Raw genomic sequence first — 12,078 nt, 5'->3', positions numbered from 1 at the left:
GCCCGCTCACGCCATCACGCGCGCGGCAGAGTGCGCGCCTGCCGTGCGGGCCATGTGCGCGTGGGTGATCGCCACGGCGAGCGCGTCCGCCGCGTCGGGCCCGAGCGTGCCGCAGCCGGGCAGCAACCGCGCGATCATCGCCTGAATCTGCCCCTTGTCCGCCGCGCCGGTCCCGACGATCGCCTTCTTGACGAAGCGTGCCGCGTACTCGGCGACCGGCATGCCCGCCTTTGCCGCGACGAGCATCACCACGCCCCGCGCCTGCCCGAGCTTGAGCGTCGACTGCGGGTTGGTGTTGACGAAAGTCTCCTCGACCGCAGCCGTCGCCGGGTGATGTTCGGCGATGACCGCCTCTAGTGCATCGTATAATTGGACCAGCCGGTCGGCGAGCGGGTCGGCGGCGCGGCTGCGGACGGTGCCGTTGGCGACGTGGCGCAAGCGGTTGCCGTCGGCCTCGATGATCCCCCAGCCGGTCGCCTGCAGTCCGGGGTCGAGACCGATGACGATCACCGCCTCGTGCCGGGCATCATGCCTGCAGCTTCGCCATCACGTCGTCGGGCACGTCGTAATTGCCGTACACCGTCTGGACGTCGTCATCGTCGTCTAGTGCATCGATCAGGTGCATCAGCGTCGTCGCGGTGCCCTCGTCGACCGTCACTGCCTCCTTCGCACGCCAATGCAGCTTGGTCGAAGTCGGGGTACCCAGCTTCGCCTCGAGCGCCTTGGCGACTTCGTGGAGCGAATCCATCGCGGTGAAGACCTCATGACCCTCGTCTGACGAGACCACGTCGTCGGCACCGGCGTCGAGCGCAGCTTCGAACACCGCCTCGGCGTCGCCCGCCTTGAGGTCGTAGCCGATCAGCCCGACGCGCTCGAAGCCGTGGCTGACCGACCCGGTCGCGCCCATGTTGCCCCCGTTCTTGGCGAAGATCGTGCGGACGTGGGTCGCGGTGCGGTTGCGGTTGTCAGTCAGCGCCTCGACGATCAGCGCGACGCCGCCGGGGCCAAAGCCCTCGTACCGCAGCTCCTCATAGTCATCGCCGCCGGGCTCGGCGGCCTTCTTGATCGCGCGCTCAATATTGTCCTTTGGCATCGACTCCTGCCGCGCCGCGATCACCGCGCCGCGCAGCCGCGGATTCATGTTGATGTCGGGCAGCCCCGACTTCGCCGCGACGGTGATCTCGCGCGCGAGCTTGGAGAAGATCTTCGACCGCTTCGCGTCTTGCGCGCCCTTGCGGTACATGATGTTCTTGAACTTGCTATGGCCGGCCAAAATGCGCCCCTGTTGCGGTGGGTATTCCCGTCTCTACCCCCGCGTCCGGCACTCGCGCAACTAAGCCGCCGCAGCGACGGCCCGCGCCAGCATCGTTCCCGCAAGGTGGCCGCGATATTCCGCGCTGGCGTGGATGTCGGTGTTGAGGTCGCCCCCCAGCACCAGCCCCTTCGCCGCTTCGGGGGTGAAGCTCGCGGTCAGCGCTTCTTCGGCTTCGGGCCAGCGAACGACGCCGGGCCCGGCTCCGGTCACCGCGACGCGGACGCCGTCGGCGGTCTGCGCGACATACACCCCGACGACCGCGTAGCGCGAGGCGGGGTGGCGGAACTTGGCGTAGGCGCTTGCCTTCGGGATCTTGAACCCGACGCGGGTGATGATCTCGCCGTCGCTGAGCGCGGTGGCGAACATGCCCTGGAAATAACCGTCGACGTCGTGGCTGCCGAGGTTCGTCTCGACGGTGCCGCCGAGCGCGAGCAACGCGGCCGGATAGTCGGCGGAGGGATCGTTGTTCGCCAGCACGCCGCCGATCGTCCCGCGATTGCGGACCTGCGGGTCGCCGATCAACAGCGCGAGCGCGGCGAGTCCGAGGATCGCGGCCGTGACGGTCGGGTCGGCGGCGACAGTGGCGTGGGTGGTCATCGCGCCGATCCACAGCATGTCGCCGTTACGGGTAATCTCGGACAGCCCGGGAACGCCCGCGAGGTCGACGAGCGTATCGGGCTGGCGCAGCCGCGACTTCATCGCCGGGAGTAACGTGTGCCCGCCCGCGATCAATGCCGCCTCGCCGCCACCGGCGAAGGCGGCGACCGCGGCATCGAGGGTCGTCGGGCGTTCGTAGACGAACTCACGCATGGGTCGTCTCCCCGGTAGCGGCCATCGCCTTCGCGCCGGCGGCGATCGCGGTGACGATGTTGCGGTAGCCGGTGCACCGACACAGATTGCCTTCGAGCTCGTGGCTGACCGTCGCCTCGTCGAGATCGTGGCCGTGGCGCCTCACCATCTCGAGCCCCGCCATGACCATCCCAGGGGTGCAGAAACCGCACTGGAGCCCGTGGTGCTCCTTGAATGCGGCTTGCATCGGGTGGAGCGTTTCCCCGGACGCCAGCCCCTCGATCGTCGTCACGCTCGCGCCGTCGAGCTGGATCGCGAGGACGGTGCATGCCTTGGTTGCGCGCCCGTCGACGAGCACGTTGCACGCGCCGCACTGGCTGGTGTCACAGCCGATATGCGTGCCGGTCAGCCCGAGCCCGTCGCGGAGCAGGTCGACGAGCAATGTCGCCGGTGAAACGTCGTGGGCGGCGGTCGCCCCGTTGATCGTCAGCGTCGTCGGCATCGCTTCGCTCCTCCCCGCGTGTCGCTTAGTCGGCCAGACCGAGCGCGACCTTGTACGTTTCGAGCAGCGCTTCCTGCTCCTGCCGCGCCGCCTTTTCCATCGCGCGCAGCCGGATGATCGAGCGCATCGTCTTGGTGTCGAAACCGGTGCCCTTGGCTTCGGCGTAAACATCCTTGATGTCGTCGGCGACACCCTTCTTGTCCTCTTCGAGGCGTTCGATGCGCTCGATGAGCAGCCGTAGCTGCTCGGCGGAAACATTCTCCGTCGACATTATTGCTCCGTGATGACTTGATGGCGCACGCTAGAAGTCCGGCCCGCCCGGCGCAAGGAGGTCGCGATGTTCATCCCTGCAGGTTTCGCCACCGTCGCCCCGTATCTCGTCGTCGACGGTGCCGCCGCGTATATCGATTTCCTCGTCGCTGCCCTCGACGGCGTCCATGTCGGCAGCAGCATCCGCCCCGACGGTGTCGTCGCCAACGGCCAGGTGAGCTTCGGCGGGGGCGAGCACGCCGCGACGATCATGGTCAGCGAGGCTCAACCTGGCTTTCCGGCAGGCGCGGCGCAAATCTATCTGTTCGTCGAGGACGCCGACGCCGCGATGGCCAAGGCGGTCGCTCATGGCGCGACGTCGATCATGGAGGCCGACGATCGGCCTTACGGTGACCGGCAGGGCGGAATCGTCGATCCGTGGCAGACGACGTGGTGGATTTCCCAGCGGCTGACCGCAGACGCATATTCGTTCGAGTGAGTCGCGACCCCTCGATCGGCCCAGGAGCAGCACGATGACCGAAGTCACCCTCCGCCCCCACGCCTATGTCCTTGCCGTCCACGATCTCCCCGCGTCGGCCGCGTACTTGATCGACGTCCTCGGGTTTACGGTGGACTGGGTGAACGGGGCCGACTGGTGCACCGTCGTCCGGGGCGAGGTCCGGCTGATGATGGGCCGGTGCCCCGAAGCGCTCTCGCCAGCCGATCTCGGCGACCACAGCTATTTCGGCTTTTTCGCGACCAATGACGTCGACGCGCTTTATGCCGAGTTTAGCGCGCGCGGGGCGATCATCCGCGCCGCACCTGCGAGCAAGCCATGGGGCTGGCGCGAGATGGTGGTGGCGACGCCCGAGGGCCACCGCATGATGTTCGCCCAGCGCGTCTGACTCACAAGCGGCGTCGCGGCCAGCTTAGGGCTGGCTGCCGCTCGGCGGATCGCTCGCGGGGAAGCTTTCGTCGAGCGCCTCGTCGAGGGCGTCCTCGCGGTAATTGCGCGCAACGCTCGACCGCATCCGGTCGAGTTGTTCGGGGGTCGCGTCGGTCTGGTAGCGCGTCTTGTACGCGGCGTACTGCATCCCGTAGACCATTTCGCGCGCCATATCCTTCGTCAGTACGACGTCGCGTTCGGCCGCCGCCTCGGCGATCCAGTCCGACAGGCAGTTGCGGCAGAACCCGCCGATTCCCATCAGATCGACGTTCTGGACATCGGTCCGATGGCGCAGCAGCGCGGTGAGGCGGCGGAAGGCGGCGGCCTCGATCGCGTCGCGGGTAGCATCGTCCATGTCGCGTCTCCGGTTGAGCCTACGCTCCTATAAGGCTAGGCGCACGGCACAGCGCAAGGCGGGCTTGGCCCGCCCCGTCGTTGCAAGGAGACGGCCACAGTGTTCACCCCCCGCGCCCGTAGGGTAAAAATTCTTGCGACACTCGGCCCGGCGTCGGCGTCGCTCGACATGATCCGCGCGCTGACCGTCGCCGGTGCCGATGCCTTCCGCATCAACATGAGCCACGGCACGCCCGAAGCTCGCGGCGCGCTGATCGCCAACATCCGCGCGCTCGAAAGCGAGATCGGCCGCCCGCTGACGATCCTCGCCGACCTGCAGGGGCCGAAGCTGCGGATCGGCAGCTTTGCCGGTAACAAGGTCACGATCGAGCGCGGCGCGACCTTCGTCCTCGACCTCGACGCCACCCCCGGCGACGTCACCCGTGTCGAACTCCCCCACAAGGAATTGTTCGCCGCACTCAGCCCCGGCGAGCGGCTGCTCGTCGATGACGGCAAGGTCGTGCTCCGCTGCACCGAGGTCGTCCCCGGCCGGATCACCTGTGTCGTCGTCACCGGCGGGACGCTGTCGAACAACAAGGGCGTCAACGTCCCCGACGTCGTCGTGCCCCTGCCCGCACTGACGGTGAAGGACCGTGCCGACCTCGCCTTCGCGCTCGACCACAACGTCGACTGGGTCGCGCTGTCGTTCGTTCAGCGTCCCGAGGACGTCGCCGAGGCGCGCGCCTTGATCGGCGGCAAGGCGGCGCTTCTCGCCAAGATCGAGAAGCCCGCCGCGCTCGACCGCCTCGCCGAGATCCTCGAACTCGCCGACGCGGTGATGGTCGCGCGCGGCGACTTGGGCGTCGAACTGCCCCCCGAGCAGGTCCCCCCGGCGCAGAAGCGGATCGTTGCGATGGCGCGGGCGATGGGCAAGCCGGTCGTCGTCGCGACGCAGATGCTCGAATCGATGATCGTCTCGCCGTCGCCGACCCGCGCCGAAGTCTCCGACGTCGCCACCGCGATCTACGACGGCGCCGACGCGGTGATGCTGTCGGCCGAGAGCGCCGCGGGCGCATGGCCGGTTGAGGCGGTGACGATGATGGACGCGATCGCGCGGACGACCGAGGCCGACCCGCAATATTATGCGCGGGTCCACTTCACCGAGACCGCGACCGCCCACACGACGGCGGACGCGATGAGCGCGGCGGCAGCGGCGATCGTCAAGACGACCGGGGCGAGGGCGATGGCGTGCTTCACCATCTCAGGCTCGACAGCACGCCGCGCCGCGCGCGAACGTGCCGGCGTGCCGATCCTATGCCTGACTCCGGCGCGCGCGACCGCGCGGCGAATGGGGCTGGTCTGGGGCGTCCATGCCGTCGTCACTCGCGACGTCGCCGGCTTCGAAGAGATGGTCGACAAGTCGAAGCGCATGGCGCTGCGGACGCAGCTTGCTGCTGGCGGCGACCTGTTGGTGCTGATTGCGGGGGTACCGTTCTCGACCCCGGGAACGACGAACGTCGTCCATGTCGTTCGGCTGACGGGAAAGGAGCTGGAGGGCCACTGATCGCGAACTGAAATTTAGTCCGACGATTTCATCGGTGAGCAACTTGCTCGAGTGCGCCGCGCTCTCACGTGATGGGGCGGCCAGAAGGCGGCCGCCCCAAGAGCGATCAGGCCAGCACCAGTCGACGGCGGCTCGCGCGCAAGGCCCATCCGACTGCGGCGAAACCAGCGATCAAGCTCGCCCAGACCGATGGTTCGGGCACAAGGCCAATGCCCGCCTCGAGCGCCCCGGCACCCCAAGGGATGACGCCGGCATCGTGCCAGATCGAACCGAGTACCGGGCGGTAAAGGGCGACGCGTCCGATACCTTCGAACACATTACCGCCCACCGTATTATTCGCCCCGCCAATGATATTCAGATTGACGAAGTGGGGCGACGCAGCGAGCGTTACCAATAGATTGTCGCTGATATTGCTGGCGAAGCAATCGTAACACGCGATGCCCTGTGAATATGTCGTCTCGACGAGATTACGGATCATCGAGATATTCGTCCCCGCTCCGCCGGTCACGAACTTGGTAAAGCCCTGCGTCGCGCCGAAAGCGAGATTGTCGCTGAGAGTTATATTGCTGCTCAGCGCGCCGTCGACGATCCCATAGATCTGAATGCAGTCGGGATGCGCACCTGTCTGCGGCGCGCCGTCGATGCAACTGTTATGACTGGCGACGACATTCTGGCTGCCAGCAATGTCGAAACCATCGACCGTCGTGCCGATCGTCAGGTTGTTGTACAAGTTCGCCCCATCAACGTTCTTCAGGCCGATCGAGTGCGACAGGCTGTTGAACTTGCTGTTGGTCACGCTGATGTTCGTCGACGACGAAAAAAGTGCACCGTCGTGACCACCGTCATCGGTAAACAAGGTCCGGTCGACGCTGATGTTGTTGCTGTCGTACACCTCCAGGGCTGCTGCATAGAGCGCATCGACCGGATGAAAATCGAAGGTTCCACCCTGGATCGACAGGTTATTCACATCGCGCAGGGTCCATGTCCGGTGAAAGGTTGCCGCCGATGCGTTGATAATGACCGGGGACGAGAATGAATAATTTTGGGTCCTCATCAATTGGAAGTCACCGACCAAATTGATAGTGTCGCCACCCTGAACGGTACTTATAACCGAGTCGAACGTGTCATATGTCGCGGTAACGGTCTTCGCATCTGCGGGCGCTAACATGGCCACAGAATAGAACAAGATGGTTAGCGGCAGTACCTTGATCATGTCTCACCCCCGATGTGACGTCGCTCATGGGATACTCACGCTTTTTTATGTACGCAAGCGTACAGGGTAGTTAAGACATGTTATTGATAAATATTGTTTTCTTTTTTTTATTTAGCATTGTGATCTAGTTAACACGTTACCCCATCGTCGGCCTTATCTCGTCAGTAATCTCATACTGTAGCGATTGGCCATCGATCGTGCCGACATTTGGAACGGTATTGGCGGGCGAAGCGGTTGGGCCCCCGCCAGCGTATGCTGCGCGGTTCCCGCCGATCCGGCCACCAGATCGGCGGGTACGCGTCAGCCGTTGGTACCGGCGGTGTTGGCGAACTGGTTCGGGTAAAGCTGCACCATCTTCGCGCACATCGCGCTGCGTGCCATCGCGTCGTGCTTCATCGCCTTGCACTTGCCGATCGTCTTCATGTCGGCGGCCGAGATCGCGGTGTTGGTCGCTGCGGTTTGAGCGGTGGCGGTGGACCCGGCCGCGGTGGCAAGCAGCAGAGCGGTAATGAAGAATTTCATTGGAGGTCTCCAGGATCTTTCGTTGCCGCGACGAGCGGGACCGCCAGGCAGACGGTCCTCCTGCGTTCGGGCGCATCCATGGCAACGTTACACCCCGGCAGATTTAACGCTGTCCTACAGGCGACCGGCGAGCGTAGCGTGCCCGCCATGTCGCCAGCGGGCGGCTATCCGCGCTCTTTCTCATCGTCAGATGTCGAAGATTGGCATTGCGCTCGGGCGTCGCCGCGCGTGCAGTCGAGTTCGAGGCACGAGGGCGAGGGTCAAGAACATCGATTTCAGTGTCGAAAAGCGTGAACTTCGTGTGACCTTTGAACGGGCGAACGTCCGCCATCGGCGTTCAATTGCACCGCCGCTCCTCGTCGCGACCCTTAGTCGCCGGTCATGATCCGGTCGACGAGTTGCTTAACCGTTGGAACGAAGCCGTTGGAATAAAACGGGTCCTTGGCGAAACGGAAAGCGCTGTGACCGCCGAACATCAGGTTCTGCTCGGTATCGCCGCCGTGGGCGATGTCCTGCAGCGTCTTCTGGATGCAGAACGACCGCGGATCGGCGAGACGGCCGGTCGAATTATCCTCGGTGTCGGCCCATGCACTGAAGCCACACTGGCTGAGGCAGCCCATGCAGTCGCTCTGGTCCTGGCGGATAATGCCCTTATCCTCGGGCGTGACGAAGACCAGCGTATTGTCGGGGGTCTTGAGCGCCTCCGAATTACCCAGCGCCGCCCATTCGCGCGCGCGGAGCAGGTCGTCGCGGGTTACCCAATATTTCTTACGCCCGACGCCGACGTCGAGGAGGAACTGGTGGTCGCCGGTCGCGGTCGTGCTGAAGGCGATCTGGCGCGCCGACCGTGCCTCGAGCGCACGGAGATACGGGTTGCGAACCGCGCTCGAATAAAAGCCGGTCGGCGAGAATTTGTGGAGGAGGATGTCACCCTCCTTGAGTGTCATCAGCCGGTCCTTCCACCCCTGCGGAATCGGACTTTCCTTGGTCAGTAGCGGCCGCGTGCCGAACTGGAAGACGATCTGCCCGAGTTCGGGGTTGCCGATCCAATCGGTCCACTCGCGCAACGCCCAGACGCCGCCCGCCATGACGATCGGCACGCTGTCCGGAATGCCGCTCTCGCGCATGACCGCGCGCAGGTCGCGAACGCGGGGGAGCGGGTCCTGCGGCTGGCGCGGGTCCTCGGCGTTCGACAGGCCGTTATGGCCGCCGGCAAGCCACGGATCCTCGTAGACCACCGCGCCGAGCCACTCGGCCGCCTTCGAGTAGGCGCGCTTCCACAGTGCCCGGAACGCCCGCGCGCTGCTGATGATCGGGTAATAATGGACGCCGTAGGACGCCGCGATCTCGGACAATTTATACGGCATGCCCGCGCCGCAGGTGACGCCATTGACGAGGCCGCGGGTGCGTTCGAGGACGCCGTGGAGGACGCGCTGCGCCCCGCCCATTTCCCACAAGACGTTGATATTGATCGCGCCAAGCCCGCGCTGAAGCTCGGTCGACGCCATTTCATAGGCGCGCTGGACCTGCTGGACCGCGCCTTCGATCGCGTAACCGACAAGTTCCTCATGGCGGTCGCGGCGGCTGAGCGCAGCATAGACCTGCGGGATGATCCGACCGGTCGCGTCGTAGCTGTCGGCGTTCACCGCGCTGATCGTGCCGACCCCGCCCGCGAGCGCCCAAGCGCCCGACGACAGATGGTTGGTCGCGGCGACACCCTTGCCGCCCTCGACCAATGGCAGGACATGCCGTCCACCCATCATCACCGCATTGAGGCCGTTCAGCAGCATCGATCCACTCTCACGCCTTTGGGCTCCTTACGACTATGTAGGAGCCCCCACCCCAAGACAAAGGGGACCACCCGATTGCGAGCGGTCCCCCATGTACGTAACCGAACTAGCGGGCGACGCCCACCCCCACCGGTTAGTCGCGGTCGCCGGTGATGAAGCTCGGCGCGAACGTCGGCTCGCCCTCGGGCTCGGCTGCACGCTCGGGGCGCGGGCCACGGTCGCTCGAGCCGCCATCGCGACGCGGGCCGCGATCACCACCACCACCGCCGCGGTTGCCGCCGCGATCGCCACCGTCACGGCGCGGGCCGCGGTCGCTGCGCGGGGCACGGTCGGGACCGTCCTCACGCGGCGGACGGGTGTCGGCGATTTCGGCACCGGTCTCCTGGTCGACGAGGCGCATCGACAGGCGGACCTTGCCGCGGTCGTCGATGCCGAGCACCTTGACCTTGACCGGCTGGCCCTCGGTCAGGACTTCGCTGACCTTGGCGACGCGCTCGTTCTTGATTTCGGAGATGTGGACGAGGCCGTCCTTCGACCCCATGAAGTTCACGAACGCGCCGAAGTCGACCATCGAGACGACCTTGCCGGTGTAAATCTTTCCGACTTCGGCTTCCTGGGTGATGCCCATGATCCACGCCTTGGCGGCCTCGATCTGCGCCGGATCGGACGACGCGATCTTGACCGTGCCGTCGTCCTCGATGTTGACCTTGGCACCGGTCGTGGCGACGATCTCACGAATGATCTTGCCGCCGGTGCCGATGACGTCGCGGATCTTCGACTTGTCGATCTGGAAGCTCTCGATGCGCGGCGCGTGCGCCGACATCTCGGTCCGGGTCGTGTCGAGCGCCTTCGCCATCTCGCCGAGGATGTGCTCGCGGCCGGCCTTCGCCTGGCCGAGCGCGACCTTCATGATCTCCTCGGTGATGCCGGCGACCTTGATGTCCATCTGGAGCGCGGTGACGCCCTCGCTGGTACCTGCAACCTTGAAGTCCATGTCGCCGAGATGATCCTCGTCACCGAGGATGTCGCTCAACACGGCGAAATCCTTGCCTTCGAGGATCAGGCCCATCGCAATACCCGCGACCGGACGAACGAGGGGAACGCCCGCGTCCATCAGTGCCAGCGACGCGCCGCAGACGGTCGCCATCGACGACGAGCCGTTCGACTCGGTGATGTCCGACAGGACGCGAATCGTATACGGGAAGTCTTCCTTGGCCGGCAGCAGCGGGTTGATCGCGCGCCACGCCAGCTTGCCGTGACCAATGTCGCGGCGGCTGGGAGCACCGAAGCGCCCGACTTCACCTACCGAGTACGGCGGGAAGTTGTAGTGGAGCATGAAGCGCTCGTAGCGCAGCCCGTCGAGGCCATCGATCATCTGCTCGGCGTCGGAGGTGCCGAGCGTCGTCGACACGATCGCCTGGGTCTCGCCGCGGGTGAACAGCGCCGAGCCGTGGGTGCGCGGCAGGAAGCCGACCATCGCTTCGATCGGACGGACTGTCTTGGTGTCGCGGCCGTCGATGCGGATGCCGTCCTTGAGTATCTGGGTGCGGACGATGCCGGCCTCGATCTTCTTGACAAGCTTCGATGCCTTCAACGCCTCGGCCGGAGCCGAGCCGGCAAACAGGTCCTTAACCTTCGCCTTGGCGACACCGAGCGCCGACTGGCGGTCGGCCTTGGCGATGATCTTGTACGCGTCGGAGATCGCGGCCCCGGCGACACCCTTGATCTGGTCAATCATCGAGCTCTGGTCGCCTGCGCCCTTGAGTTCCCAAGGATCCTTGGCACCGGCTTCGGCAAGCTTGATGATCGCCTCGATCACCGGCTTCGACTCGTTGTGCGCGAACATCACCGCGCCGAGCATGACTTCTTCCGACAGCTCCTTGGCTTCGGATTCGACCATGAGAATGGCGTCGCGGGTGCCCGCGGCGATCAGCTCGAGGCTGCCTTCCTTGATCTGGGTCTTGGTCGGGTTGAGGACATACTGGCCGTCGACATAGGCGACGCGCGCGGCGGCGAGCGGACCCATGAACGGAACGCCCGACAGCGTCAGAGCGGCGGAGGCGGCGACGAGCGCGACGATGTCGGCCTCGTTCTCACCGTCGTACGACAGGACCTGCGCGATGATCAGGACCTCATTGTAGAAGCCCTCGGGAAACAGCGGGCGGATCGGGCGGTCGATCAGGCGCGACGTCAACGTCTCGTGCTCGGTGGCACCGCGCTCGCGCTTGAAGAAGCCGCCGGGAATGCGACCGGCGGCGGAGAACTTCTCCTGGTAGTGGACGGTCAGCGGGAAGAAGTCCTGGCCTTCCTTGACCGACTTCGCCGCAGTGACGGCGCAAAGAACGACGGTGTCGCCGTACGTCGCGAGAACCGCGCCGTCGGCCTGGCGGGCGATGTGCCCGGTCTCGAGGGTCAGCTTGCGGCCGCCCCACATGACTTCCTGCTTGTGGATCGTGAACATAGTCTCAGTCTTTCATATGCGCCCGGCCCTTTGCCGTGCGCGGCCTACGCCGGCGTGCCGCGTCATTGCGGCGGCCGGAAAAAGAACAGGCTCCCGAAGGAGCCTGTCCCGAATTACTTGCGAAGCCCGAGCTTGCCGATCAGATCGGTGTAGCGGGCGGTGTCGCGGCTCTTGAGATAGTCGAGCAGCGAGCGCCGGTTGTTGACCAGCATCAGCAGGCCGCGGCGCGAATGGTTATCCTTGCCGTGGGTCTTGAAATGCTCGGTCAGGTTGGCGATGCGCTCGGTCAGGATCGCGACCTGGACTTCGGGTGAGCCGGTGTCACCGGTGGTGCGGGCGTGTTCGGCGATCAGCGCAGTCTTGCGCTCGATTGTGATCGACATCGTGGGTCTCC

Annotated in this window: 14 protein-coding genes; 3 read left to right on the top strand and 11 right to left on the bottom strand. The window is 65.4% G+C overall.

Features of this window, described 5'->3' with window-relative positions; all coding sequences use genetic code 11:
- Positions 1-6: 6 nt before the first annotated feature.
- From ruvC to KTC28_RS08145, 5 genes are read right to left on the bottom strand one after another with little or no spacing between them, the layout of a single operon-like run.
- The gene (ruvC, locus tag KTC28_RS08165; protein WP_216708442.1) at positions 7-510 is read right to left on the bottom strand and encodes a crossover junction endodeoxyribonuclease RuvC; all 504 of its coding nucleotides are present in this window, start codon (positions 508-510) and stop codon (positions 7-9) included.
- Between the two features lie 16 nt (positions 511-526).
- Complete coding sequence (locus KTC28_RS08160) at positions 527-1,273, bottom strand: YebC/PmpR family DNA-binding transcriptional regulator (protein WP_216708441.1); 747 nt, start codon at positions 1,271-1,273, stop codon at positions 527-529.
- A 60-nt stretch (positions 1,274-1,333) separates the two neighbouring features.
- A complete protein-coding gene (locus tag KTC28_RS08155; protein ID WP_216708440.1) occupies positions 1,334-2,125 on the bottom strand; it encodes an FAD binding domain-containing protein in 792 nt (263 codons plus the stop codon).
- Positions 2,118-2,606, bottom strand: a complete 489-nt coding sequence (locus KTC28_RS08150; protein WP_216708439.1) for a (2Fe-2S)-binding protein — start codon at positions 2,604-2,606, stop codon at positions 2,118-2,120. The genes KTC28_RS08155 and KTC28_RS08150 overlap by 8 nt, the downstream gene beginning before the upstream one ends.
- 25 nt (positions 2,607-2,631) lie before the next feature.
- Entirely contained in the window at positions 2,632-2,877 is a 246-nt protein-coding gene (locus KTC28_RS08145) for a DUF2312 domain-containing protein (RefSeq protein ID WP_216708438.1), read from the bottom strand.
- Positions 2,878-2,943: 66 nt separating this feature from the next.
- Between KTC28_RS08145 and KTC28_RS08140 the strand changes: the two genes are divergently transcribed.
- Positions 2,944-3,354, top strand: coding sequence for a VOC family protein (locus KTC28_RS08140; RefSeq protein ID WP_216708437.1), 411 nt, complete (start codon positions 2,944-2,946; stop codon positions 3,352-3,354).
- Positions 3,355-3,388: 34 nt separating this feature from the next.
- The gene (locus tag KTC28_RS08135; RefSeq protein WP_216708436.1) at positions 3,389-3,760 is read left to right on the top strand and encodes a VOC family protein; all 372 of its coding nucleotides are present in this window, start codon (positions 3,389-3,391) and stop codon (positions 3,758-3,760) included.
- Between the two features lie 24 nt (positions 3,761-3,784).
- Here KTC28_RS08135 and KTC28_RS08130 read toward each other — a convergent pair whose 3' ends face one another.
- On the bottom strand, positions 3,785-4,156 hold the full coding sequence (locus KTC28_RS08130; protein WP_216708435.1) for a DUF1244 domain-containing protein: 372 nt from the start codon (positions 4,154-4,156) through the stop codon (positions 3,785-3,787).
- Positions 4,157-4,255: 99 nt separating this feature from the next.
- On the opposite strand from KTC28_RS08130, the gene pyk reads away from it, so the two are divergent.
- The gene (pyk, locus tag KTC28_RS08125; RefSeq protein WP_216708434.1) at positions 4,256-5,698 is read left to right on the top strand and encodes a pyruvate kinase; all 1,443 of its coding nucleotides are present in this window, start codon (positions 4,256-4,258) and stop codon (positions 5,696-5,698) included.
- A gap of 106 nt (positions 5,699-5,804) precedes the next feature.
- Here pyk and KTC28_RS08120 read toward each other — a convergent pair whose 3' ends face one another.
- The 5 genes from KTC28_RS08120 to rpsO all read right to left on the bottom strand — a co-directional run bounded on the left by KTC28_RS08120 (position 5,805) and on the right by rpsO (position 12,067).
- A complete protein-coding gene (locus KTC28_RS08120; RefSeq protein ID WP_216708433.1) occupies positions 5,805-6,911 on the bottom strand; it encodes a right-handed parallel beta-helix repeat-containing protein in 1,107 nt (368 codons plus the stop codon).
- A gap of 300 nt (positions 6,912-7,211) precedes the next feature.
- Positions 7,212-7,433, bottom strand: a complete 222-nt coding sequence (locus KTC28_RS08115) for a hypothetical protein (RefSeq protein WP_216708432.1) — start codon at positions 7,431-7,433, stop codon at positions 7,212-7,214.
- A 368-nt stretch (positions 7,434-7,801) separates the two neighbouring features.
- Positions 7,802-9,223, bottom strand: coding sequence for an NAD(P)H-dependent flavin oxidoreductase (locus KTC28_RS08110; RefSeq protein ID WP_370647496.1), 1,422 nt, complete (start codon positions 9,221-9,223; stop codon positions 7,802-7,804).
- 133 nt (positions 9,224-9,356) lie between these two features.
- Positions 9,357-11,684, bottom strand: coding sequence for a polyribonucleotide nucleotidyltransferase (pnp, locus tag KTC28_RS08105; protein ID WP_216708431.1), 2,328 nt, complete (start codon positions 11,682-11,684; stop codon positions 9,357-9,359).
- A gap of 113 nt (positions 11,685-11,797) precedes the next feature.
- Entirely contained in the window at positions 11,798-12,067 is a 270-nt protein-coding gene (gene rpsO, locus KTC28_RS08100; RefSeq protein WP_216708430.1) for a 30S ribosomal protein S15, read from the bottom strand.
- Between the last annotated feature and the right edge of the window lie 11 nt (positions 12,068-12,078).

Origin of the sequence: Polymorphobacter megasporae, assembly GCF_018982885.2 — a bacterium.
GTDB lineage: Bacteria > Pseudomonadota > Alphaproteobacteria > Sphingomonadales > Sphingomonadaceae > Polymorphobacter_B > Polymorphobacter_B megasporae.
The sequence above is the reverse complement of the archived record's forward strand: the minus strand, read 5'-3'. Positions and strand labels throughout refer to the sequence as shown.

What these genes read in the sequence shown, in the direction of transcription:
- KTC28_RS08155 (WP_216708440.1), bottom strand. Translation starts at nt 2,125, where the DNA reads ATGCGTGAGTTCGTCTACGAACGCCCGACGACCCTCGATGCCGCGGTC.
- KTC28_RS08150 (WP_216708439.1), bottom strand. Translation starts at nt 2,606, where the DNA reads ATGCCGACGACGCTGACGATCAACGGGGCGACCGCCGCCCACGACGTT.
- KTC28_RS08145 (WP_216708438.1), bottom strand. Translation starts at nt 2,877, where the DNA reads ATGTCGACGGAGAATGTTTCCGCCGAGCAGCTACGGCTGCTCATCGAG.
- KTC28_RS08140 (WP_216708437.1), top strand. Translation starts at nt 2,944, where the DNA reads ATGTTCATCCCTGCAGGTTTCGCCACCGTCGCCCCGTATCTCGTCGTC.
- KTC28_RS08135 (WP_216708436.1), top strand. Translation starts at nt 3,389, where the DNA reads ATGACCGAAGTCACCCTCCGCCCCCACGCCTATGTCCTTGCCGTCCAC.
- KTC28_RS08130 (WP_216708435.1), bottom strand. Translation starts at nt 4,156, where the DNA reads ATGGACGATGCTACCCGCGACGCGATCGAGGCCGCCGCCTTCCGCCGC.
- KTC28_RS08120 (WP_216708433.1), bottom strand. Translation starts at nt 6,911, where the DNA reads ATGATCAAGGTACTGCCGCTAACCATCTTGTTCTATTCTGTGGCCATG.
- KTC28_RS08115 (WP_216708432.1), bottom strand. Translation starts at nt 7,433, where the DNA reads ATGAAATTCTTCATTACCGCTCTGCTGCTTGCCACCGCGGCCGGGTCC.
- KTC28_RS08110 (WP_370647496.1), bottom strand. Translation starts at nt 9,223, where the DNA reads ATGCTGCTGAACGGCCTCAATGCGGTGATGATGGGTGGACGGCATGTC.
- pnp (WP_216708431.1), bottom strand. Translation starts at nt 11,684, where the DNA reads ATGTTCACGATCCACAAGCAGGAAGTCATGTGGGGCGGCCGCAAGCTG.
- rpsO (WP_216708430.1), bottom strand. Translation starts at nt 12,067, where the DNA reads ATGTCGATCACAATCGAGCGCAAGACTGCGCTGATCGCCGAACACGCC.